A 22,246-nucleotide genomic window follows, 5' to 3' on the forward strand; every position below is an offset into this window, starting at 1 on the left:
GATCTCAGAGGTCCCCGGCCTGTTTAGCGACTTATTTAACGTGGCTGCAAGCCGGCCGGCTCAAATCACCACGGGATAAGTGATGCTCATATTCCGCAATGCCCTTTCCGTCAAGGCGTCCATCGGATAGCCGTAAAAGGCCTGTATTTCCGGCATGTCCGGATGCATTTGACCCCTGATGAGGACCCCCGGTTGACGTTCACGGTCGCGCCCGACGCCAATGGTATCCTGCCCGACCGCATGATCGCGGCGATGGCGGAGGCAGGCCTCATCCTGCCCGCCTATGACTTCGTGGAAAGCCAGATCCAGCCGGCCAGCCTCGATCTGCGCCTCGGCGACATCGCCTATCGCGTCCGCGCCAGCTTCCTGCCCGGTCCCGGCGCCACCGTTGCCGAGCGCATCGACGAATTGAAGCTGCACGAGTTCAGCCTCGCCGACGGCGCGGTGCTGGAGACCAACTGCGTCTACATCGTGCCGCTGCTGGAGAGCCTCGCGCTGCCGCCGGAGATCGTCGCGGCCGCCAATCCGAAGAGCTCCACCGGCCGGCTCGACGTCTTCACCCGCGTGATCGCCGACGGCACCCGCCGCTTCGACATGATCGGCGCCGGCTATCACGGCCCGCTCTATGCCGAAATCAGCCCGAAGACGTTTCCGGTGCTGGTGCGCGAGGGCTCGCGTCTCAGCCAGGTGCGCTTCCGCACCGGCGATGCCATTCTCAACGCCGACGAGCTCGAAGCCCTGCACGCCACCGAGCGCCTCGTCGACATCGACGATGCCGATCTCGCCGGCGGCGTTGCCGTCTCGGTCGATCTCTCCGGCGAGAAAGCCAGCGGCTTCGTCGGCTACCGCGCCAAGCGCCACACCGGCGTCGTCGACGTCGACCGCCGCTCCGGCTATGCCGTGGAAGATTTCTGGGAGCCGATCTCGGCCCGTCCCGACGGCAGCCTGATCCTCGATCCCGGCGAGTTCTACATCCTCGCCTCCAAGGAAGCCGTGCAGGTGCCGCCCGACTACGCCGCGGAGATGGTGCCGTTCGATCCCTTGGTCGGCGAATTCCGCGTGCACTATGCCGGATTCTTCGATCCCGGCTTCGGCTATGCCGGCGCCGGCGGGCTGGGATCGCGCGCCGTGCTGGAAGTGCGCTCGCGCGAAGTGCCGTTCATCCTCGAGCACGGCCAGATCGTCGGCCGTCTGGTCTACGAGAAGATGCTGGCCCGCCCCGACGCGATGTACGGCCAGCGCATAGGTTCGAACTACCAGGCGCAGGGCCTCAAACTATCGAAGCATTTCCGGGTGTAGCGCGATCCTGTAGCCCGGATGGAGCGCAAGCGTAATCCGGGCCAGTCTCACTCGTGGTCCGATCCCGGATTGCGCTCCGCTCCATCCCGGCTACGAGGTGTTGACATGAGCAATCCATCCGAACTCGACGCAAAGATCGCCGAAAACGTCGCGGATGCGCTGATCTATTCGGATCGCTCCGGCACGATCATGCGATGGAACGGTGGGGCGACGACGCTGTTCGGCTTCTCCGCGGCAGAAGCGCTCGGCCAGAATCTCGATCTGATCATTCCCGAGCATCTGCGCGCCGCGCACTGGAAGGGTTTTGAGGCCGCACTCGCCAGCGGCGCGATGAAGCTTTCGGGCAAGCCGACGCTGACCCGCGCGCTGCACAAGAGCGGACGCAAGCTCTACATCGAGATGACCTTCGCGCTGGTGCGGGATTCCGGCGGCAACGTGCTCGGATCGGTTGCGATGGCGCGCGATGTCACCGAGCGGGTCGAGCGCGAGCGCGCAGCCAGGACGCCGCCGGAAACTTCGTGATGCGGAATTGGCAGGCGATCGCGCAGGGCGCCCTGCACGGGCGTCATGTTGCCTGCCGGAAGGTGCAGTGACACACTCGATCAAAATCAACGATCGGGAGCGAACATGACCGCCGCCTCAGACGCCGCGCAGGAAGCCCAATGGAAGCGCTGGCGCGCGGTTGCCGACCTCTATCACGCCTACTTCACCGGCCTCATCCTCACCGTCGTCTCGCGCCGTGGCACCGCCGATGCGGCGGAATTCGTCTTCCGCGTGTTTCGCCGCCAGCAGCAGGAGCGCTTCCTGCCCGGCCTCAAGAAGCTCGGGATCGATCATCTGCCGCCGGCGGTGGCGGCTGCGCAATATCACTACCTCTCCAACTGGATCGGCGGCGTGCATGTCGAGTACATGTATGAGAGCGATACCAAGGCCTGGATCCGCTATCCGCCGCCGCGCTGGATCTGGAAGGGCACCGCGATCTGCGGCGTGCCGGGCGAGGTGAGCCGCGCGATGCTGCGCGGCTGGCACGCCAACAACGGCGTCGCGCTCGGAGATACGAGGCTCGGCTTCGTCTGCACCAAGCAGAGCGTCGACGGCCAGGACGGGCTGGAAGGTTATTACCACCAATACGATCATCCGCTCGAGCTGGACCAGCGACTCGTGTTCGCACGCCACCTCGAAGCGCCGCTGTTCGATGCGAAGACCGCGCCGTCACTTCCCGTTGCGAGCTGGCCGAAGCCCCGCCTGGAGAAAGCCTATCGCAATTATGCGATGGAATATGTCCGCACCGCCGCGCCCGTGATGGTGCAGCTGTTCGGCCCGGAAGACGCCGGCTATCTGCTGCGCCTCACCGGCAAGCTGATCGGCATGCAATATTTCGACGAGGTTGCAGCGGCGCTGGCGGTGGGGCGCGGTGGGATAAGCGAATTCGCATCGTTCCTGAGCGCGCTGTTCGCCGCGCAGGACGATGCGGCGGAGATGACGCAGTCCGAAGGCGCATTCGAACTCCGCCAGCAGAGCTGGAAGCTGATGGACGACGTCGCCGACGATCATCCCGCCTGCGCCAAGGTGCTGGAGGGACTGTTCGAAGGCCTTGCTGCCGGATGCGGCCGGCACATCGGCGTGCATGTGCGTCCCGCCGCTGGCGGCCGACTGCCGTTGGTCTGGACGATCGAATAGCCTTCATCCGTTGAAATGCGCTGCCGCAGGGCACGCCTGCATCTGGCGCAGGAGGAATCGCTCCGCCCCGTGCTAACAAGCCTCGCTGCGCCCTGCGCGCGAACAAGATTATTGGCACACCTATGCATTGCCGCGCCGCAAATGGCGCCTGTTCCCGGAGAGGACATGTCCGACATCGCCGAAATCCCGGTCGATGAACAAGACCGCCCGCTGCCGCCGCCCCCGCGGCCGGTGCGCAGCGCGCTTGTCGACGGACCGATCTTGCGCACGCTGCTGTCGCTCGCCTGGCCCAACGTGATCGCGCTGTCGGCCGGCACCTGCACGGTGATCGCCGAGACCTCCTATATCGGCCGGCTCGGCGTCGAGGCGCTGGCGGCGATGGCGCTGGTGTTTCCGACCATCATCCTGACCATGACGATGTCGGGCGGCGCCATGGGCGGCGCGGTGGCATCCGCCATTGCACGCGCGCTCGGCGCCGGGAACCGCGAGCGCGCGGCCACGCTCGCCATGCATGCGATTCTGATCGGGATCACCTTCGGCCTCGTCTTCATGCTGGGCATGCTGATCTTCGGACCAAGAGTGCTGGAGATGCTCGGCGGCCGCGGCGACGTGCTGACCCATGCGATCGCCTATACGCAGGTGTTTTTCGGCGGCGCCGTGCTGCCCTGGCTGCTCAACACCATGGCCGGCGTGCTGCGCGGCACCGGCAACATGAAGCTGCCGTCGTTCCTCATCCTCAACTCGGCGGCCTGGCAGATCGTGCTCGGCGGCACGCTCGGCCTCGGGCTCGGCCCGGTGCCGCAATTCGGCATGCGCGGTGTCGCGGCCGGCGCGCTGATCGCCTACACCATGAACATCTGCATCATGGGCTGGTACCTGTTCTCCGGGCGCGCACGCATTACGCCGAAGCTGCGCGGCCTGCGCATCCAATGGGCGATGTTTTTCGACATCCTGAAGGTCGGCGCCATCGCCTGCTTCTCGCCGCTGCAATCGGTGCTGACGATCTCGATCTTCACCCACATGCTGGCGCAGTTCGGCACCGCGATCCTCGCCGGTTACGGCATCGGCGCGCGGCTCGAATTCCTGCTGACCTCGATCGCGTTCTCGTTCGGCATCGCCTGCGTGCCGATGGTCGGGATGGCGATCGGCGCCGGCAACATCGCGCGCGCCCGCCGCGTCGCCTGGATCGCCGCCGCTGCTGCCTTCGCCGCCGTCGGTGCGCCGGCCTGCGTCGTCGCGATGTTCCCCGATCTCTGGATCAACATCTTCACCGACAGCGCGGCCGTGCGCGCGGCGAGCCATCAATATCTCTCGACGGTCGGGCCGTTCTACGCCTTTTTCGGCATCGCCACGACGATGTACTTCTCGTCGCAAGGCGCCGCCAAGGTGATCGGGCCGGTGCTGGCGCAGACGGCGCGGCTGATCTACATCTCCGGCGCAGGCTGGTGGCTGTCGACCCACGGGGCCAGCGCGCAGAGCTTTTTCTGGCTGGCCGCAAGCTCGATGGTCCTGCTCGGCCTGCTCTCATCTTCCAGCGTCCTGCTGACACGCTGGGGACCGCGCACGAAAGAGCCCGCGATCAGGCCGGCACTATCGGGCGCCGACTAAAGCGCGATGATCGCGCTTCAGGTTGTTGTTCGAGCATGATCCTTTCGGAAAACAGCTGCACATTTTTCCGGATCATGCTCTAGCGATGCCTGTGGCGGCGATGGCCGCCGCCGCCGACATTGGCGAGGCGCATCAATTGCGGGATCATCGCCATCATGTCACCGCCACCGGCGCCGCCGAGCATGCCCATGATGTCGCCGCCGCTACCACCGAAGCCGGCCGGAATGGTGCCGCCGCTCATCGGCGCGTAGCCGCCGTAATTCGGCGCGCCGAAGCCGCCGCCGAGATTGCCGGCGGAGAGGCCATTCAGGCCGCCGCCGCCCATCATGCCACCGAGGCCACCGAGCCCGCCGCCGCCATTCTCCATCATGCGGCTCATCATCGGCCCCATGGTCTGCATCATCATGGCGAAGCGGCGCTTGCCCATCTTCGCCTTCATCATCTCCAGCATCGGGGCCATCTGGGTCATCATGTCCTCGCCGCCGGCGCCGCCTCCGCCGAATCCGGCGAGCTGCGCCTTCGCCGGCGTGCTTGCGACCGAAAACAGCAGCAGCACGGCGGCTGCCTGGCAGATCACCTTGTCCGCACCTCTCATGGCATGCTCCTCGCGTGCGCAGCCCCGCCGGGAGAGCGGAGCCAACCGGACGCACGCCGCCATGGTTACGGCTGGCGAGGGCGCCGCTCTGTGAGAAAACTCACGGAGCGGCAGGGCGTGGAGGGCAGCTCACGCCGCAGCGGGCGGGAAGGCCTTGTGCAAGGCGGTCTCGGCCTCCCGGGTCTGCGCCTCGACATAGCTCGCAAGCTCGTTCGGCAGCATGTCGATGATCCAGACCAGGCGGCTTTTCCGCTCGCCGTCGGCGATTACCTGCACCGAGGCGCTGTAATGCTTCAGCCGCTCGTTGCTGATGGCATAGACGAGACGCTGCCGCGTCTCGTCGCAAGCGACCAGCACCTCGCGCGCCACCGAACCGTTGGCGAAGGTGACGATGCGCGCATCGCCGTCGAGCGTGCAGGCGGTGACGAAGCCCGGCACCAGCCGCTCATGCAGCGCGCCGAAATCGCGCACGGCGTCCCAGACGTCGCGTACGGGGGCGTTGAGGGAGATGTCGTTGTGGATGGTGGCCATGGGAGTGTCCTTGATGAAGTTGGAACTTGGCCGGAAACTCCGTCATTGCGAGGAGCGAAGCGGCGAAGCAGTCCAGGCCATCTCCGCGGAGACATTCCTGGATTGCTTCGCTTCGCAGCGACGGCACTAGCAGCCCGGGCTTACGTGCAAACCGCCTCGACATTGTTGCCGTCGGGATCGATCAGGAACGCCGCATAATAAGTCGGGCTGTAATCCTTGCGCGGCCCGGCGCCGCCATTGTCGCGGCCGCCGCTCTTCAAGCCCTCGCTGTGGAACGCCTTGACCGCGTCGTGATTTCCGGCGCGGAACGCAATATGCGCGCCGTCGGCCTTGCGGCCCTTGTTCAGGTGCAGCCACAGCGCCGGCTCGCCCTTCGGCCCGAAGCCGGCATAGCCGTCGCCGCTGGAGCACAGCACGTAGCCGAGCGGTGCCAGCACCGCGGTGTAGAAGCGCGTCGCGGCGTCGAGGTCGGCAACGCGAAGTCCGATGTGGTCGTACATGGTCGTCTCCGTTTGCAAAGCGCGCCGAAAATGGCGCGCGCCGGAGACGAAGCTAGTCGGGGAGAGGCGGGCAGCTCTTGGAGAATCTTGCGCATTCCTCGAACCGTCGGAACACGATGCTAGATCGGATAGCGCCATTTCAAGGCGCGGCGTAGCAGCAGGATGATGGCGGTCAGGATGCCTACGATCGGCCAGAAAGGCCATGGGATCGGCCCCTGATGGCTGACATGGACCATGTACAGGACGAGGCCTAGCAACGCCATCGTGAGCGCTACGGCCGACCAGTAGAGCGGCGAGCGCTGCATGCCGGTCGCGGCGTACTCGGCGGCCCGTTCACGAGTGCGCCGCGCAATCCAGTAGAAAAATGCGAATACGCCGATCGTGACAACCAATCCCATGGCGTTGCCCGGCTAGCTCGCCGGCGCCTCCGATTGCCAGCGGATCACCCGCCTGAGGTGATAGACCTGAACCCACATGTTCGTTCCGATCAGGCTGACCGTTGCCACGATCAGCGCCGTGAGCTTTTGCGGGTCGTGAAGGGCGAGAGCGAGCAGGAACGCGGAGAGGGCCGCCGTGACGCCGAAGCTGAACCAGAGCCCGATGAGACGTGGGGCAAACCAGGCCGGCTGACCGTCGACACCCCACTGCATCGGAATCCGGCGCGAGGTGATCCGGCGGCCATAATAGATGGCGCAGCCGGCGATGAAGGCGAGGCCGACGGCAAGCGCGACCAACGTGGCCGCAATCACGTCGTTCGGGGCACTGTTCATCTTCCGGGTCGCCGCACTGACGAAGCGTGGATTCGCTCTTTGGTTGTAATATCGCGCGGCGCGCCGTAAGCCCAGTGCGACGCGCCCGTCTGGTCAACAGACGGTTACCTGCAGCAAGGGCCAACCTGTCTCAGTTGAGGACGATGCGTTCGGCGAAGATGCTGCGCTCGCCGCGCGAGGCCTGGCGGAATTTTGTCGGCGATACGCCGGCGGCGCGGTGGAACGTACGGACGAAATTGGAGAGATCGCCGAAGCCGACGTCATAGGCGATATCGGTGACCGCGATGTCGTCGTCCGCGAGCAGCCGTGCCGCGTGGCGCAGCCGCGAGCGCACGAGATATTGATGCGGGGTGACGCCGAGCACGCTGGAGAACAACCGGACGAAATGGAACGGGCTGAGGCCGGCCTGCTTCGCGGCCTGTTCGAGATCGACCTCGGCATGCGAATTGTCGTCGATCCATAGCGCGGCCTCCACCGCGCGGCGGCGGTCGCGCGTGGTGGGTGTGGCCGGCTTGCGCGCCTTGCCCGAAACGACATCGACGAAGCGGCCGGCCAGGATCTGGCCGACCTCGTCGAGGCCGATGTCGCTGTTGTCATCTGCCGCCGTCTGGGCGAGCTCGCCCAGGACCATCAATTCCGGCAGCGGCGGCGTGGCGCCGACCCGCCAGATCTCGCGCCGTCCACCGAGGGCATCGACCATGTCCTCGCTGAAGAAGAATCCCAGGCAGACATCGCCGCTGACGTGTTCATGCGTGCAGGTGTATTCCTCGCCGGGCGCGCCAACCAGCATCGAGCCCGCCACCAGCTCGAAGAATCCGGCGCGGCACCGGCAGCCGAAGCTGCCCGCGCGGACATAGGCGATGGAATGCCCGGTGCGGCATTCTGCAAATGGCGTATCGTCCGGTCCCGCGTCGCAGCGGAACTCGCAGACCGTGATCGATTGTGTCGTCAGCAGCGTGGTCGCGTCCATGCCGTCTTATCTAGGTGGACGGCCTCGGCGGGGCAACGGGCAGCAGCACCTCGAACAGCGTCTTGCTGGCGAGAGGCTGGGCGCCCTCCAGCGCCAGCAGCCGCCGCTTGGAGATCACCCCGCCATAGGGCGAGAGCCGGTCGGCGTAGTTGCCGGCCTCGAGCACCCGGTGGCAGGGCACGATCAGCATGTAGGGATTCCTGGCGATCGCCTGCGCCACCGAATGCGCGGCGCCGGAGGCGCCCAGCGCCTTGGCGATCTCGTGATAGGTTCGCGTCTCCCCGCGCGGAATCGAGCAGGCGAACTCATAGACGCGCCGATTGAAGCCGGGCACGCCGCCGGCGTCGAGGCTGACCTCGGAAAAGTCAGGGTCGCCGCCCTGCAACAGGCCTGTGATGCCCTCGATCGCCAGCTCGGCATTCTCGGACGGCCGCTGCTCGCGCGCCTCGGGATGGGCCTGGAAAATCCGGCGGCGGGTGTCGATCTCGCGCGCCTCCGGCAATTGCACGGCAACGACGCCGGTCGCACTCCAGATGATGCCGCAACGACCGATGGCCGTGTCGAATATCGAATAGCCGCGCCCCACCATGCACACGCCCCACTCAGTGCACGTCTCTCCCCAGACATCCGATCATAACACCGCCACAATCCGGCGCACCCAAAATCTTGCCAAAACGTTAAGAAGCGTTCTGCCCGGCGCGCCAAACCGCTTGGCGGCAGGCGCCGTCTCGGCTAATCAGGTCAGGCGTGAGCAGCGCATCCGCGGGCGTAGTTCAATGGTAGAACGGCAGCTTCCCAAGCTGCATACGAGGGTTCGATTCCCTTCGCCCGCTCCAAGTTTTTGGCCGGCCGGTCAGCGGAATGTGGTAGGCTGAACCCATGGTCAGGACGCTCGAACAAGCCATCGCGCAAATTTCCCAGCTGCCGGCCGCCGATCAGGAAGAGATCGGCCGGAAATTGCTTTCGCATGTCGAAAAGCTCAACGCTCTTCGGTCTGAAATAGACCGCGGGATCCATTCGCTCGATGCCGGCAAGGGCGAACCCCTGAATATGGAAGAGTTTTTGCGCGCGAAGAATTCACGGCATGGTGGGGCGTAAGCTGCCGGCTATTTGGTCGCCGGAAGCGCTAGCCGATATTGATCGGCTTTGGGACTACTATGTCGATGCCGCAGGAAGCCGGACTGCCGACGGAATCCTGCGCGAGGTCGGGAAAGCCGTCGCGCTGATTGAGGATTTCCCCTTCGCGGGACGGGCGCGCGATGAAATTCGCGTCGGCCTGCGTTCGCGGGCAGTTGCTCCGCAAGTCGTGTTCTATCGCTCGAGGGATGACCGAGCCGAGATCGTGCGCGTGCTCGACGGCAGGCAGGACATCGAGGCCATCTTTTCCAAGGACGAGAATGGGTAGCAGAGCGAGCACGTCGAAAGTGGTCGCTCGTCCATTGAGACCGTACATTCCCGCCGTGAGCCGCCGGCAAATATTCTAATATGTTAGCCTCGCACGCCCCGCACGTATGCCTCGTCCGCCTTAAGCTCCTACTGCCCGGCGGATGCGGTCCCTGCGCCGGGCGACGATGTCTGGATGAAACCCATGGACCAGCAGAAACTCGACCGTGCGATCGGTCGTCGCTTGAAGACGGTGAGGACGCAGGCCGGCATGACGTTGAACGAACTCGCTGCCCGCTCCGGTGTCAGCCGGGCCATGATCGGGCGGGTGGAACGGGCGCAGAGCAGTGCCACCGCCGCGCTGCTCAACAAGCTCTGCGCGGCGCTCGATGTCACGCTGAGCGACGTGGTCGCGCTTGCGGAAAAGCCGCCGGAGCGGCTGGTGCGGCTGGCCGACCAGCCGCATTGGCGCGATCCCGACAGCGGCTATCGAAGGCGGCATGCTTCGCCGACGGATGCGGCGAGCGGCATTGAGATCATCGTGGTCGATTTGCCGGCCGGCGCGCGGGTGCCCTACAGCCCCTGGGGCCGCAACGCCTTCACCCAGCAGCTCTTGATGCTGGAGGGCGCGATCGCCGTGCATATCGACGCCAAGGCGGTCCGCTTGCGCGAAGGCGACTGTCTGGATTTCGACGTGATGCGCGCGGTGATCTTCGAGAACGAAACCAAGCAGGACGCGCGTTACGTCATCATCACGCGGCGCGGCGCTTCATACGGGAAAATGTGATGTCGCTGATCGTGCGGGATGCCACGCTGGAGGATGCTGCCGATATCCTCACCATCTACAACTACGCCGCGCTCAACACCACGGCGGTCTGGACCGACGGCCCGTCGGATCTCGACTCGCGGCGTCAATGGATTCTCGCGCGGCAGCAGGCCGGCTATCCCGTGCTGGTCGCGATGAAGGGCGGGGACGTCGTCGGCTTCGCCTCATTCGGCGATTTCCGTCCCTTTCCCGGCTATCGCCACACCGTGGAGAACTCGGTCTATGTCGACGAGCGGCATCACAGGGCGGGCATCGGGCGCAGCCTTGTCGCCGCGCTTATCGAGCGCGCCACCGCCATGAACAAGCACGCCATGATCGCCGGCATCGACGGCACCAATACGGCTTCGATCGCACTGCACGGCTCGCTCGGTTTCGTCGAGGTTGCGCGCATGCCGGAGGTCGGCTGCAAGTTCGGCCGCTGGCTCGACCTCGTCTTCATGCAGAAGCGGCTTGCCAGCGACGTGAGGCCCTGACCATGCAGATCCGCACCGGCGACACTTTCGATCCCCGGGTCATCGCGCTGCTCGATCATCATGTCACGGCGGCGCGGGCGCAGACCGCGCCCGGCAGCGCGCATGCGCTCGATCTGGCGGGCCTTCGCGCCAGCGACGTCGCATTCTGGACCGGCTGGGACGGCGACACACTGGTTGCGACCGGCGCGCTGAAGACGCTTCCCGCCACCCATGGCGAGGTGAAGTCGATGCACACGCTTCAGGCCGCGCGGCGGCGCGGTTTCGGCGGCCAGATGCTGCGTCACATCATCACCGAGGCCCGCGCGCGCGGCCTGACGCGGCTCAGTCTCGAGACCGGCTCATGGGACTATTTCAAGCCGGCGCACGCGCTTTACCGGGCGCACGGCTTTGTCCTCTGCGGCCCGTTCGAGGGCTATGCCGAAGATCCCAACAGCCTGTTCCTGACCCTCGACCTGAGCCGCTGAGCGGCACCGCCGTACGGCGGCTCCGATCGAACCAATGCTCAGGCCAATTGCGGCAGCGGCTGGACGCGCTCGCCGACCCAGGAGCTCAGCATCTGGTGATACAGCGTCGCGGACTGCCACAGCACGCGTCGATAGAGCCTGCCCTTGTCCGAGTCCCGGGAGACGTCGCCGCAAATATCGAGGCCCATGGTCAGATGGTGGGCGTCGACGTCGGTGTGGATCTTCCAATAGCGCCCGCTCAGGATGCTGAGCCGGTCCAGCACGGGGATCACCGTGGAATAGAAGTCGAGCGCGACCCCTTCGCTGAGCAGGTTCAGCGCCACCACCTGCACGTCGTGCGGATCGCGCATCGCGCTGCGCCAGCAATATGAGATCGCGTTCAGCGTTTCCATCGTCGGCGGGACCTCGCCGGGTTCGGCGTTGCGGAGAAACCCGTGCTCGGTCATCCAGGCGATGAGTTGATCCGGATGGTCAGCCTCCTCCATGGCGTGCTCGGCAAAGATGGGCTGATAACGCTTGTCCTGGCACAGCGAAGACCGCAGACAAAGCGCCTGGGTGAATTCGCGCGACTGGTGAATGAGCTGGTGAACCCATTCCAGATCCCCAGGCAGGGACGCGTCGACGACCTGCCGGAAGAACGGGCCCTCGCGCAACTGCGACCGGTATTGCTCGGAAATATCAAATAGCCATTGCATCCCATTCTCTTTCGTCTGGCCGGACGCAGACCCTGCGCCGGACGGTCAATAAAATTTGAGGATACGGACGAGCGTGATCCCTCGCGTCCTGCGTTCGACCGAGACCCGCCGCGCGCCGGGCTCGAGCGTGAGAGGGCGCACACTGGCCGCCGGCACGCGAAAACCCCGAGTTCCCCTCAAAATGAGTTGCGTACCTCAAAACACCTCTGCTAGCCTTCAGTCATGGCCGAGACCCTGACCGCGACCGCGCTGACGCTAAAGGACATCGCCCGCGAGGCGGGCGTCAGCCTGGCGACGGTCGACCGCGTGCTGCACAACCGGCCGGGGGTGCGGCCGGACACGGTGCGGCGCGTCCAGGCGGCGATCGAGCGCCATTCGTTCCAGCCTCATGTCGCCGCTGCCGAGCTCGCCCGCGGCCGCGCCCGCCGCTTTGCCTTCGTGATGCCGTCGGGGCCGAACCCCTTCATGCAGCAGATCGAGGCTTATCTCGGCGAGATGTCGGCCTGGCTCTCGGCCCGCCGTCTCGGCGTCGAGACTGTTACAACCGACGTCTTCGATCCGTCGGTGCTTGCGGCCTCGCTCGAGGCGCTGTCGGGCGATTACGACGGCGTCGCCGTGGTGGCGCTGGATCATCCGAGCGTCCGCGCCGCCATCAACGATCTCGTCGATGCCGGCACCAAGGTGGTGACCCTGGTGTCGGACGTGCCCTCGTCGCGCCGCCACCATTATGTCGGCATCGACAACATCGCGGCAGGGCGTACCGCCGGCGCGCTGGTCGGGCGGCTGGTCGGCCAAAAGTCCGGCAAGGTCGCGATCGTCGCGGGCTCGCAGGGCCTGCGCGACCACGCCGAGCGCATCTTCGGCTTCAACCAGGTGATGGCGTCGGAATTCCCTGACCTCAGCGTGCTGCCGGTGCTGGAGGGGCGCGATGAGGACGCCCGTTCGGAACAGCTGTTGGCGCGGCTGCTCGGCAGGCATGCCGACATTGTCGGCCTTTACAACGTCGGCGCCGGCACCCAGGGCGTCGCCAAAGCGTTGAGCGATGCCGGCCGCGACGAGGTGGTGTTCGTCGGCCACGACGTCACCGTGCTGACGCGCCGGCTGCTGTTGCAGGGCGTCATGGATGCCGCGATCTCGCAGAACCCCGGACACGAGGCGCGCGCGGCCGTACGCGTGCTGCTCGCGCTCGCCCGCGGCGAGCCGATCTTGCGCGAACAGGAGAAGATCAGGATCGACATCGTGATGCGGGACAATCTGCCCTAGCGGCAGGTGGATATCGAGCGGGCCGTGGCGGAAAGCGCGACGTCAAGATCGCGCCTCGCAAAGGGCAAAGAGGAGGACGATTTGTATCTCGGACTGGACATCGGCACGTCCGGCGTCAAGGCGGTGCTCGTGAGCGAAGCCGGCGCGATCCTCGCGACGGCAACGCGCGAGCTCGCCCTGTCGCATCCGGCGCCGTTGTGGTCCGAGCAGGACCCCGAGTCCTGGGTCGATGCGGCGATCGGCGCGGTCGACGATCTCGCACGCCGCCATCCGCGCGAGGTGGCGCAGGTTCGTGGCATCGGCCTCTCGGGCCAGATGCATGGCGCGACACTGCTGGACGAGGATGGCAAGCCGCTGCGCCCCGCGATCCTGTGGAACGACGGCCGCTCGCAGGCCGAATGCGCCATGCTTGAGCGGCGCTGTCCCTCGCTGCACGCGATCGCCGGCAATCTGGCGATGCCTGGTTTCACCGCGCCGAAGCTGCTCTGGGTGGCGCGGCACGAACACGACATCTTCGCGCGCGTCGCCAAGGTGCTGCTGCCCAAGGCCTATGTCCGCTATCGCCTGACCGGCGAGATGGTCGAGGACATGTCCGACGCCGCCGGCACGCTGTGGCTCGATGTCGGCGAGCGGCGCTGGTCGGCGCTGCTGCTGCATGCCACCGGGCTCGATCTCCACCACATGCCGCGCCTCGTCGAGGGCAGCGAGGTCAGCGCGGTGCTCGCGCCGGACTACGCGCAGCGCTGGGGCATGGCAAACAATGTCGTCGTCGCGGGCGGCGCCGGCGACAATGCCGCAAGCGCGATCGGGCTCGGCGCCATCGCGCCCGGCGATGCGTTCCTGTCGCTGGGGACATCAGGCGTCCTGTTCCGTGTCACCGATCGCTTCGCGCCGGCGCCGGCTTCCGCCGTGCATGCCTTCTGCCACGCGCTGCCCGGCCTCTGGCACCAGATGGGCGTGATGTTGTCGGCCGCGGCCTCGCTCGCCTGGCTCGCCGATGTGATGGAGACGCCGGCCGCGGCGCTCCTGGCGCCGCTCGGCGAGCGCGTCGACGGGCCGAGCCCGATCACGTTCCTGCCCTATCTCGATGGCGAGCGGACGCCGCACAACGATGCCGCCGCAAGCGGCGCCCTCATCGGCTTGCGCGGCGCGACCGGGCGCAGCCAGATCGTGCAGGCCGTGCTCGAAGGCGTCGCCTTTGCCGCGCGCGACAATCTGGCGGCGCTGAGTGCGGCGAGCGGGCCCATCACCGAAGTGGATCTCGTCGGCGGCGGCTCGCGCTCGCCGCTCTGGGCGCAGATCTGCGCCGATGTGCTCGGCATTCCCGTCCACCGCGTCGAGGAAGGCGAGGTGGGCGCCGCGCTCGGTGCCGCCAGGCTCGGCCGGCTCGCGGCGACCGGCGAAGCGCCGGCCGACGTCTGCACCCGCCCGCGGCGGCTTGCGAGCTTCACGCCCCGCGCAACCGTGACTGCCGCCTATGACGAGGCCTATCGGCACTGGCGTGCGCTTTATCCTGCACTGAAGGAGACGACTTAAGTGAACGCGTCAGCCAAATTCTTCGATGCAAGCGCACCGGTCGCCTTTGCCGGCGAGGACGCCGCCTCTACGCTTGCGTTCCGCTGGTACGACAAGGACCGCATGGTCCACGGCCGCCGGCTGGAGGACCACTTACGCTTTGCGGTCTGCTACTGGCATTCGCTGTGCTGGCCGGGCGGCGATCCGTTCGGCGGCGAGACGTTCTTGCGGCCATGGCACCACGGCTCCGACGCGATGGCGCAGGCGCGGGCCAAGGCCGACGTCGCGTTCGAGCTGTTCCGCCTGCTCGATGTACCCTATTTCACCTTCCACGACGTCGATGCCGCGCCGGAGGGCGCTTCGCTCGCCGAGTCCGTCGCCAATCTCAACGCGATCGCCGATCTGTTCGAAGCGAAGATGGCTTCGGCTAAGGTCCGCCTGCTCTGGGGCACCGCAAACCTGTTCACGCATCGCCGCTACATGGCGGGTGCGGCGACCAATCCCGACCCCGAGATCTTCACCTATGCCGCCGGCCAGGTCCGCGCCGCGCTGGAGGTGACGCACCGGCTCGGCGGCCAGAACTACGTGCTGTGGGGCGGCCGCGAGGGCTACGAGACGCTGCTCAACACCGATCTCAAGCGCGAGCTCGACCAGCTCGGCCGCTTCGTCTCGCTGGTCGTCGAGCACAAGCACAAGATAGGCTTCAAGGGCCCGATCCTGATCGAGCCGAAGCCGAAGGAGCCGACCAAGCATCAATATGATTTCGACGTCGCCACCTGCTACGGCTTCCTCGAACGCTACGACCTGCTCAAGGACGTCAAGCTCAACATCGAGCAGAACCACGCCATCCTCGCCGGCCATTCCTTCCATCACGAGGTCGCGCTCGCCGAGGCGCTCGGCGTGTTCGGCTCGCTCGACATCAATCGCGGCGACGACCTGCTCGGCTGGGATACCGACCAGTTCGCGATGAACGTGCCGGAGCTGGCGCTGGTGTTCCACGAAATCCTGAATCGCGGCGGCTTCACCTCGGGCGGGCTCAATTTCGACGCAAAAATCCGGCGGCAGTCGATCGATCCCGATGATCTCATTCACGCCCATGTCGGCTCGATGGATGCCTGCGCGCGGGCGTTCCTCGCCGCCGCCGACATGCTGGATGCCGGCGTGCTCACCACCCCGCTCGCGAAGCGCTATGACGGATGGTTCGGCTCTGAGGGCCGCGCCATTCTCGGCGGCCAGCGTTCGCTCGCCGATCTCGCCGACCGCGCGCTTCAACCCGGCTTCGACCCGCAGCCGCGCTCGGGCCGGCAGGAATATCTGGAATCCCTGGTCAACCGTCATGTCTGAGGAAGTCCGCTGATGGCACATGCTGACGCGACCCCGGTCCTCGAACTCCGAGGCATCGGCAAGGAGTTCGGCGCCATCCGCGCGCTGCACGATGTCGACATGCAGGTCCTGCCGGGCGAGGTGGTCGGCCTGATGGGCGACAACGGCGCGGGCAAGTCGACGCTGGTCAAGATCATCGCCGGCAATTTCCGCCCGAGCCACGGCGAGATCCGCTTCGCCGGCAATGCGGTCCATTTCAGCCGGCCCGTCGATGCCCGCGGCGTCGGCATCGAAGTCGTCTATCAGGACCTTGCGCTCGCCGACAATCTGACGGCTGCGGCGAACGTGTTCCTCGGCCGCGAGCTGAAACGCAAATACGGACCCATCGCCTTGCTCGACCACAAGGCGATGGCGGCGCGCGCGTTGGAGCTGTTCGGCGAGCTGCGCTCGGAAACGCGCCCCGACGATCTCGTCAAGCAGATGTCGGGCGGCCAGCGCCAGGCGGTCGCGATCGCGCGGACGCGGCTCTCCAATGCGCGGCTGGTGATGATGGACGAGCCGACCGCCGCGATCTCGGTGCGCCAGGTCGAGCAGGTGCTCGGCCTGATCCATCGGCTGAAGGAGCAGGGCGTTGCCGTGATGCTGATCTCGCACCGCATGCCCGACGTGTTCGCGGTGTGCGACCGCGTCATCGTCATGCGTCGCGGCGAGAAGCGCGCCGACAAGCCGATCCACGAGACGAGCCCGGAGGAAATCACCGCTCTCATCACCGGCGCGAAGGAGGCGGCGTGATGGCCATGCCCATGGAATCTCCGATCAGCTTCACCAATGTCGGCAAGATCAGATGGTGGCAGCGCGGCATCTTCGCCTCCCAGACCGGCTATGTGCTGCTGGCGCTCGCCGTGCTGCTGGTGATCATGCATTTCGCCAGCCCCTATTTCTTCACCGAAGGCAACATGCAGAACGTGGCGAAGAACTTTTCCTTCATCGCCATTGCGACGCTCGGCGTCACTTTCGTCATCATCACCGGCGGCATCGACCTGTCGGTGGGATCGATGATGTGCTTCTCGGCCATGATCACCTCGATGGTGATGACCGAGCTGTCGGCGCCCGGCTCGCCGCTGGTGCACATGGCGGCGGACGGCAAGACCGTGCTGGCCAACGTGCCGGGGCTCATCCTGCTGATCTCGATCCTCGCCGGCCTCGGCGTTGCGCTGATCGCGGGGCTCGTCAACGGCTTCTGCATCGCGGTGCTCGGCCTGTCGCCCTTCGTCACCACGCTCGGCATGCTCTCGATCGTGCGCGGGCTCGGCTATGTCGTCTCCAACGGCCGCGGCAGCTTTCCGGGCGGGCCTGATGCCGACTATTTCTACGCGCTCACCTCGGGTGATGTGCTCGGCGTGCCCGTGCCTTTCATCTATCTCGTGATCCTCGCGCTGGCGATGGCGGTGGTGCTGCACCACAGCGCGTTCGGCCGCCACGTCTTCGCCCTCGGCGGCAACGAGAAGGCGGCCGAGCTCACCGGCATCCCGGTGGTGCGGGTGAAGATCGAGGTCTATGTGATCTGTGCGCTCGCCGCGGGCCTGCAGGGCATCATCATCTCCGGCTGGCTCGGCTCGGCGCCCGCCAACATGGCGACGTCCTACGAGCTCAACGTGATCGCGGCGGCCGTGATCGGCGGTGCCAACCTCGCCGGCGGCATCGGCGGGCCGCTCGGGGCCATCGTCGGCTGCGTGCTGCTGGAGGTGATCCGCAACGGTCTCGTGCTGGCGCAGGTCTCGTCCTACTGGCAGCAGACGCTGGTGGGCGTGATCATCATCCTGGCCGTTCTGGTCGATCGTATCCGCTCGCGGATGAGCTGACGTCACGTCGTTTCGGGAAGCCAAGTAAAATGCGGCCTGTCCGCTTCCCGAGCGCTTTCGAGAGGATGGGCACCAAACAAGGGTGGAGGAGACAATGAGGAAATTTCTTCTTGCTGGCATCGCCGTCGCAATGATGGCAACGCCGGCATTCGCTGCGAACTATCGCTTCGTGATCGTGCCCAAGGCGATGAACAATCCGTTCTTCGACTTCGCACGCGACGGCTGCCTCAAGCGGGCCAAGGAGCTCGGCAACATCGAGTGCATCTACAAGGGCCCGGTCGAGCACGAGCCTGCGACGCAGGCGCAGATCATCCAGGACTTCGTCACCCAGAAGGTCGACGGCCTCGCCATCTCGGTGGCCGACGTCGCGGCCATGACCAAGTCGATCGAGGCGGCGACCGCGGCCGGCATCCCCGTCATCACCTTCGATGCCGATGCGCCCGGTTCCAAGCGCATCGCCTATATCGGCACCAACAACAAGGAGTTCGGCGTCGCGCTCGGCAAGCAATTGCTGAAGATGCGCCCCGATGGCGGCAAGTATGCCATGGTCTCGGGGGGTCCCGGCGCCAAGAACCTTGCCGAGCGCGTCGACGGCGTGCGCGAGGCGCTGAAGGGCTCGAAATGGGCCGAGGTCGCGGGCTCCCCGACCTTCTGCAACGACGATCCCGCGCTCGCGGTGCAGCAGATGACGGACATGCGCACCGCAACGCCCGATCTCGCCGCCATCGTTCCCATCGGCGGCTGGCCGATGTTCGCGCCGGAAGGCTTCAAGGCCTTCGCCTCCCGGAACAAGAAGGACATCGATTCCGGCAAGTTCACGCTTGTCGTCGCCGATACGCTGAAGATGCAGCTCGAGCTGCTGCGCGACGGCTATGCCAACGCGCTGGTCGGCCAGCGTCCGTTCGAGATGGGCGAGAAGGCGATGGACACGCTGCTCGCTATCAAGAAGGGCGAGAAGGTGCCGGAGATCGTCTACACCGGCCTCGACCTCGTCACCAAGGACAACGTCGCGCAGATGCTGAAGTAGGAGCGTCCGCCAGCCCCGCGCTCCTGCATGCCTCCCCCGCTTGCGGTTTTCGCAAGCGGGGGAGATGATCTCAACTCTTGGAAGATCGTTGGAAGGCAATGGGAATGAAGCGCTCGCGGCTCGGCTCGCTCGACGTCACCTCAATCGGGCTCGGTTCCGCCCCGCTCGGCGGATTGTTCAGCCCCGTGAGCGAGGCCGATGCGGAGGCGACGATCGCACGCGCCTGGTCGGCCGGGGTGCGATTTTTCGATACCGCGCCGCTCTATGGCTTTGGCCTTGCCGAGCGACGAGTCGGGGCCTTCCTGCGCCAGCAGCCACGCGACTCCTACGCCATCTCGACCAAGGTCGGCCGCCTGCTGCGCGCGCCCGATGGCGGCGCCGCCGAGGACGATCACTACAAGGGCACGCCGCGCGAGCGGCCGGTGTTCGATTTCAGCCATGACGGTGTGATGCGATCGGTCGAGGAAAGCCTTGCCCGTCTCGGGCTCGACCGCGTCGACGTGCTGCTCGTGCACGACCCTGATGACCACTATGACGAGGCTGTCGCAGGTGCCTTCCGCGCGCTGCAGCGCCTGCGCACCGATGGCACGGTCAAGGCGATCGGCGCGGGCATGAACCAGTCGGAGATGCTCGCGCGCTTCGCCGAGGCCGTGCCGGTCGATTGCTTCCTGCTCGCCGGGCGCTACACGCTGCTCGACCAGGGTGCGCTCGATGTCCTGTTTCCGCTCTGCACGGCGAAGAACATCGGCATCCTGCTGGGCGGCATCTACAACAGCGGTATCCTGGCCAATCCGCATGCCGGCGCAAAGTTCAACTATCGGGACGCCGATGCGTCGCTGGTGGCGCGGGCGCTCGAGCTCGACGCGCTCTGCCGCAAGCATGGGACTGAGCTGAAAGCCGCGGCACTTCAGTTCTGCATGGCGCATCCCGCCGTCACCGTGGCCGTGATGGGCGCGCGCAACGCAGGCGAAGTTGCCGACAACATCGTGATGTCGGAGACGGCGGTGCCGGCGGCGTTCTGGCAGGAGCTGCACGCACGAAACCTCGTCGATGCCCGGGCGCCGCTGCCGACGGGAGCGTAAGCCATGATCATCGACGCCCACCAGCATTTCTGGGATCCCGCGCGTGCCGACTATCCCTGGATGGCGGCGGAGGAGCTCGCGCCGATCCGCCGCGCCTTCGGGCCGGCCGATCTCGCGCCACTGCTGACGGCGAGCCGCATTGATGCCAGCATCGTGGTGCAATGCCGCTCCTCGCTCGAAGAGACCGAGGAGTTCTTGGCGATTGCGCATGTTACACCGTCGGTGATCGGCGTCGTCGGCTGGGCCGACCTGACGGACGGCGCGCTCGGCGACACGCTCGACCGGCTACGCGGCCTACCGGGCGGGCAAAAACTCGTCGGCATCCGTCACCAGGTGCATGACGAGACCGATCCCGACTGGCTGCTGCGCGAGGACGTCCAGCGCGGCCTCACCGCTGTGTTCGCGCGCGATCTCGCCTATGATTTCCTCGTCCGCAGCCGCGAGCTGCCCGCGGCGATCGCGACCGCGCAGGCCTTTCCGCAAGCGCGCTTCGTGCTCGACCATGCGGCCAAGCCGCCGATCGCCGGCGGCGGCAGCGCCGAATGGTCCGATCGCATCAGGGCATTCGGGGCGTGCGGCAACGTTTGGTGCAAGATCTCCGGGCTTGCGACCGAAGCGATCTGGAACGAATGGGATGCGGAACGCCTGTTTCCGTTCGTCGCGCATGCCGCAAGCTGCTTCGGCGAGGACAGGCTGATCTTCGGCTCGGACTGGCCGGTATGCCTGCTTGCGGGGAGCTATGGCGAGATCAAGTGCGCGCTGGAAACCTGCCTGACGAATCTTGGTCCACAGGTGCGGGACAAGGCGTTTGGGGTGAATGCCGCGCAGGCGTATCGGCTGGCTGTCACAAGTTAGCGCCTGAGCGCGCGCCTCGTCCTGCGAGACGACCGCTTGCAGCGGTCTCCTCAGCATGAGGCTAAGCGGCATCGGCGCCTGCCGAAGCAGCCGCCGCGCACGCCGTTCCTCATCCTGGGGAGTGCGCACTTGCGCGCGTCTCGAAGGATGGCTGCAGGGGTATCTGTCTCGAAAACGATCGCCCTGCCGCCCGTGGGGAGTGGAGAAGCAATAATCGGCTCCGTCTACTCCGACATCGGCTTGTCGGAGATGTCCCAGTCCTTGCCGGTGAAGGTGGAGATGAACAGCGTCTTCATCGGCGTGTAGTCCTCGGGCGTGTAGTCGTAGGTCACGCCGTCGAGGAAATAGGGCGAGTGGAAGCCCTTGAGGTTGGAGGCCTGCTTCAGCACGTTGGCGCGGGTGAGGTCGTCGCCGCAGCGCCGCAGGATCTCGCCCATGGTCACGGCCTGGCCGTAGCCGGCGAAGGCGATGGTGTTGTCGGGGTCGATGGCCGGGGTGTACTTCTTGCGCAATTCCTCGAACGCCATCACGTCGGGGTCCTTCTCCCATTTGGGCAGGCCGACCTCCTTGTTATAGCGGATGGCGACGATGCCGGCGGCGTTCTCGAGGCCCGCGGCATTGAGGATCGAGCGGCCGGTCGAGCCCGCAGAAAGAAGCTGCAGCGGCTTCCAGCCGAGCTCGGCGACCTTGCGGATCGACTGCGACGACGCCTTGCCGGTGGAGATGTTGTAGAAGACGTCGGCGCCGGACTTCGAGAGGTTGATGAGCTGGGAATCGACGGTCGGCTCGGTCAGATCATAGGTCTGCTCCATGATCACCTTTGCGGTGCCGCCGGCGTCTTCCAGAACCTTCTTGAAGGGTCCGAGGAAGTCGCGACCAAAGTCGTCGTTCTGGTAGAGGATGCCGATCTTGGCGTTCGGCTTCACACTGACGACGTGGCGGGCCAGGATGCGCGCCTCGGTCGGGTAGAGCGGCAGGCCCGCCATCGTCCATTTGAACTCTTTCGGGTTATTCCACTTCGACGCGCCGGTGTTGAGCAAGAGCTGCGGCACACCCTTGGAATTCAGGTATTTGTGCACGGCGGTCTGCGGCGCGGTGCCGAGCGAGCCGTACAGCGCGAGCACTTCCTCCTGCTCGACCAGACGCCGCGTCGCCTCGACGCATTTCGGCGCGCTGTAGGCGTCGTCCATGGTGAGAAACTTGATCTTGCGTCCATTGATGCCGCCCTTCTCGTTCAGCATCTGGAAATAGGCCTCGCCGATGCGCCCCAGCACGCCATAGAGCGAGCCGGGACCGGAATGCGGCACGGTCTGCCCGATCTTGATCTCGGTGTCGCTGGCGCCCGCATCGTATTTCTTCTCTGCGGCCCAGACGTAGGGCGCGGGCAGGGTGGATGCGGCGATGGTGGCGAGCGCGGCGGCGCTGAAATCGCGCCGCGATGGATTCTTGGTCATTTTTGTTTCTCCCTAATGCGCGCATTGTGCTGGCAGGGAAGCACGGCTCGCAAGTGGCAAGTCGCAACTTT

General features: G+C 66.0%; 26 protein-coding genes, 1 tRNA gene and 1 riboswitch. Of the genes, 18 read left to right on the forward strand and 9 right to left on the reverse strand.

The features are described 5' to 3' along the window. Positions 1-2 precede the first annotated feature (2 nt). Positions 3-82, reverse strand: a riboswitch (SAM riboswitch). Positions 83-162: 80 nt separating this feature from the next. The 4 genes from CO669_RS20330 (at position 163) to CO669_RS20345 (ending at position 4,587) form a co-directional block, all read left to right on the forward strand. Continuing rightward, positions 163-1,299: a 2'-deoxycytidine 5'-triphosphate deaminase gene (locus CO669_RS20330; RefSeq protein ID WP_097661722.1), complete on the forward strand. Its 1,137-nt coding sequence runs from the start codon at positions 163-165 to the stop codon at positions 1,297-1,299. 105 nt (positions 1,300-1,404) lie between these two features. Further along, entirely contained in the window at positions 1,405-1,821 is a 417-nt protein-coding gene (locus CO669_RS20335) for a PAS domain-containing protein (protein WP_097661723.1), read from the forward strand. Between the two features lie 105 nt (positions 1,822-1,926). Next, a complete protein-coding gene (locus tag CO669_RS20340; RefSeq protein ID WP_097661724.1) occupies positions 1,927-2,979 on the forward strand; it encodes a hypothetical protein in 1,053 nt (350 codons plus the stop codon). A gap of 165 nt (positions 2,980-3,144) precedes the next feature. Next, positions 3,145-4,587 (forward strand): MATE family efflux transporter, encoded by a 1,443-nt coding sequence (locus CO669_RS20345; protein ID WP_097661725.1) that lies wholly within the window; start codon positions 3,145-3,147, stop codon positions 4,585-4,587. Positions 4,588-4,666: 79 nt separating this feature from the next. On the opposite strand, the gene CO669_RS20350 is transcribed toward CO669_RS20345, so the two are convergent. The 7 genes from CO669_RS20350 to CO669_RS20380 form a co-directional block, all read right to left on the reverse strand. Continuing rightward, a complete protein-coding gene (locus tag CO669_RS20350; RefSeq protein ID WP_198964133.1) occupies positions 4,667-5,182 on the reverse strand; it encodes a hypothetical protein in 516 nt (171 codons plus the stop codon). 129 nt (positions 5,183-5,311) lie between these two features. Continuing rightward, entirely contained in the window at positions 5,312-5,713 is a 402-nt protein-coding gene (locus CO669_RS20355) for an SRPBCC family protein (RefSeq protein ID WP_097661727.1), read from the reverse strand. 140 nt (positions 5,714-5,853) lie between these two features. Next, positions 5,854-6,213, reverse strand: a complete 360-nt coding sequence (locus CO669_RS20360; protein WP_097661728.1) for a VOC family protein — start codon at positions 6,211-6,213, stop codon at positions 5,854-5,856. A gap of 119 nt (positions 6,214-6,332) precedes the next feature. Next, on the reverse strand, positions 6,333-6,611 hold the full coding sequence (locus CO669_RS20365) for a hypothetical protein (RefSeq protein ID WP_097661729.1): 279 nt from the start codon (positions 6,609-6,611) through the stop codon (positions 6,333-6,335). Positions 6,612-6,623: 12 nt separating this feature from the next. Then, positions 6,624-6,983, reverse strand: a complete 360-nt coding sequence (locus CO669_RS20370; protein ID WP_097661730.1) for a hypothetical protein — start codon at positions 6,981-6,983, stop codon at positions 6,624-6,626. Between the two features lie 130 nt (positions 6,984-7,113). Further along, positions 7,114-7,953, reverse strand: coding sequence for a helix-turn-helix transcriptional regulator (locus CO669_RS20375; RefSeq protein ID WP_097661731.1), 840 nt, complete (start codon positions 7,951-7,953; stop codon positions 7,114-7,116). Positions 7,954-7,963: 10 nt separating this feature from the next. After that, a complete protein-coding gene (locus CO669_RS20380; protein ID WP_097661732.1) occupies positions 7,964-8,542 on the reverse strand; it encodes a methylated-DNA--[protein]-cysteine S-methyltransferase in 579 nt (192 codons plus the stop codon). Between the two features lie 173 nt (positions 8,543-8,715). On the opposite strand from CO669_RS20380, the gene CO669_RS20385 reads away from it, so the two are divergent. The 6 genes from CO669_RS20385 (at position 8,716) to CO669_RS20410 (ending at position 11,099) form a co-directional block, all read left to right on the forward strand. Beyond that, a tRNA-Gly gene (locus tag CO669_RS20385) sits at positions 8,716-8,789 on the forward strand. Positions 8,790-8,832: 43 nt separating this feature from the next. Then, positions 8,833-9,051 (forward strand): hypothetical protein, encoded by a 219-nt coding sequence (locus CO669_RS20390; RefSeq protein ID WP_097661733.1) that lies wholly within the window; start codon positions 8,833-8,835, stop codon positions 9,049-9,051. After that, positions 9,038-9,358, forward strand: coding sequence for a type II toxin-antitoxin system RelE/ParE family toxin (locus CO669_RS20395; protein WP_097661734.1), 321 nt, complete (start codon positions 9,038-9,040; stop codon positions 9,356-9,358). The genes CO669_RS20390 and CO669_RS20395 overlap by 14 nt, the downstream gene beginning before the upstream one ends. 183 nt (positions 9,359-9,541) lie before the next feature. Next, positions 9,542-10,123 (forward strand): helix-turn-helix domain-containing protein, encoded by a 582-nt coding sequence (locus CO669_RS20400; RefSeq protein ID WP_198964134.1) that lies wholly within the window; start codon positions 9,542-9,544, stop codon positions 10,121-10,123. Next, positions 10,123-10,635 carry a GNAT family N-acetyltransferase gene (locus tag CO669_RS20405; protein WP_198964135.1) on the forward strand — a complete coding sequence of 171 codons (513 nt, stop codon included), beginning with the start codon at positions 10,123-10,125 and terminating at the stop codon, positions 10,633-10,635. The genes CO669_RS20400 and CO669_RS20405 overlap by 1 nt, the downstream gene beginning before the upstream one ends. A 2-nt stretch (positions 10,636-10,637) precedes the next feature. Continuing rightward, positions 10,638-11,099 (forward strand): GNAT family N-acetyltransferase, encoded by a 462-nt coding sequence (locus tag CO669_RS20410; protein WP_198964136.1) that lies wholly within the window; start codon positions 10,638-10,640, stop codon positions 11,097-11,099. 38 nt (positions 11,100-11,137) lie between these two features. Here the strand turns inward: CO669_RS20410 and CO669_RS20415 are convergent, their stop codons facing one another. Then, positions 11,138-11,794 carry an iron-containing redox enzyme family protein gene (locus CO669_RS20415; RefSeq protein ID WP_097661737.1) on the reverse strand — a complete coding sequence of 219 codons (657 nt, stop codon included), beginning with the start codon at positions 11,792-11,794 and terminating at the stop codon, positions 11,138-11,140. Positions 11,795-12,016: 222 nt separating this feature from the next. Between CO669_RS20415 and CO669_RS20420 the strand changes: the two genes are divergently transcribed. From CO669_RS20420 to CO669_RS20455, 8 genes are all read left to right on the forward strand, one after another. Then, a complete protein-coding gene (locus CO669_RS20420; protein WP_097661738.1) occupies positions 12,017-13,057 on the forward strand; it encodes a LacI family DNA-binding transcriptional regulator in 1,041 nt (346 codons plus the stop codon). An 81-nt stretch (positions 13,058-13,138) separates the two neighbouring features. Next, complete coding sequence (gene xylB, locus CO669_RS20425) at positions 13,139-14,593, forward strand: xylulokinase (RefSeq protein WP_097661831.1); 1,455 nt, start codon at positions 13,139-13,141, stop codon at positions 14,591-14,593. Next, a complete protein-coding gene (xylA, locus tag CO669_RS20430; protein WP_097661739.1) occupies positions 14,594-15,916 on the forward strand; it encodes a xylose isomerase in 1,323 nt (440 codons plus the stop codon). Between the two features lie 12 nt (positions 15,917-15,928). Further along, the gene (locus CO669_RS20435; RefSeq protein WP_097661740.1) at positions 15,929-16,687 is read left to right on the forward strand and encodes an ATP-binding cassette domain-containing protein; all 759 of its coding nucleotides are present in this window, start codon (positions 15,929-15,931) and stop codon (positions 16,685-16,687) included. Next, complete coding sequence (locus CO669_RS20440) at positions 16,687-17,757, forward strand: ABC transporter permease (RefSeq protein ID WP_198964137.1); 1,071 nt, start codon at positions 16,687-16,689, stop codon at positions 17,755-17,757. The genes CO669_RS20435 and CO669_RS20440 overlap by 1 nt, the downstream gene beginning before the upstream one ends. A gap of 94 nt (positions 17,758-17,851) precedes the next feature. Beyond that, positions 17,852-18,784, forward strand: coding sequence for a sugar-binding protein (locus CO669_RS20445; protein ID WP_174718705.1), 933 nt, complete (start codon positions 17,852-17,854; stop codon positions 18,782-18,784). Positions 18,785-18,888: 104 nt separating this feature from the next. Continuing rightward, positions 18,889-19,866, forward strand: coding sequence for an aldo/keto reductase (locus CO669_RS20450; RefSeq protein ID WP_097661743.1), 978 nt, complete (start codon positions 18,889-18,891; stop codon positions 19,864-19,866). Between the two features lie 3 nt (positions 19,867-19,869). Continuing rightward, positions 19,870-20,721 (forward strand): amidohydrolase family protein, encoded by an 852-nt coding sequence (locus CO669_RS20455; RefSeq protein WP_097661744.1) that lies wholly within the window; start codon positions 19,870-19,872, stop codon positions 20,719-20,721. 224 nt (positions 20,722-20,945) lie between these two features. On the opposite strand, the gene CO669_RS20460 is transcribed toward CO669_RS20455, so the two are convergent. Continuing rightward, entirely contained in the window at positions 20,946-22,175 is a 1,230-nt protein-coding gene (locus CO669_RS20460; protein WP_097661745.1) for an ABC transporter substrate-binding protein, read from the reverse strand. Positions 22,176-22,246: the final 71 nt, after the last annotated feature.

Origin of the sequence: Bradyrhizobium sp. Y36 (assembly GCF_002531575.1) — a bacterium.
Lineage (GTDB): Bacteria > Pseudomonadota > Alphaproteobacteria > Rhizobiales > Xanthobacteraceae > Bradyrhizobium.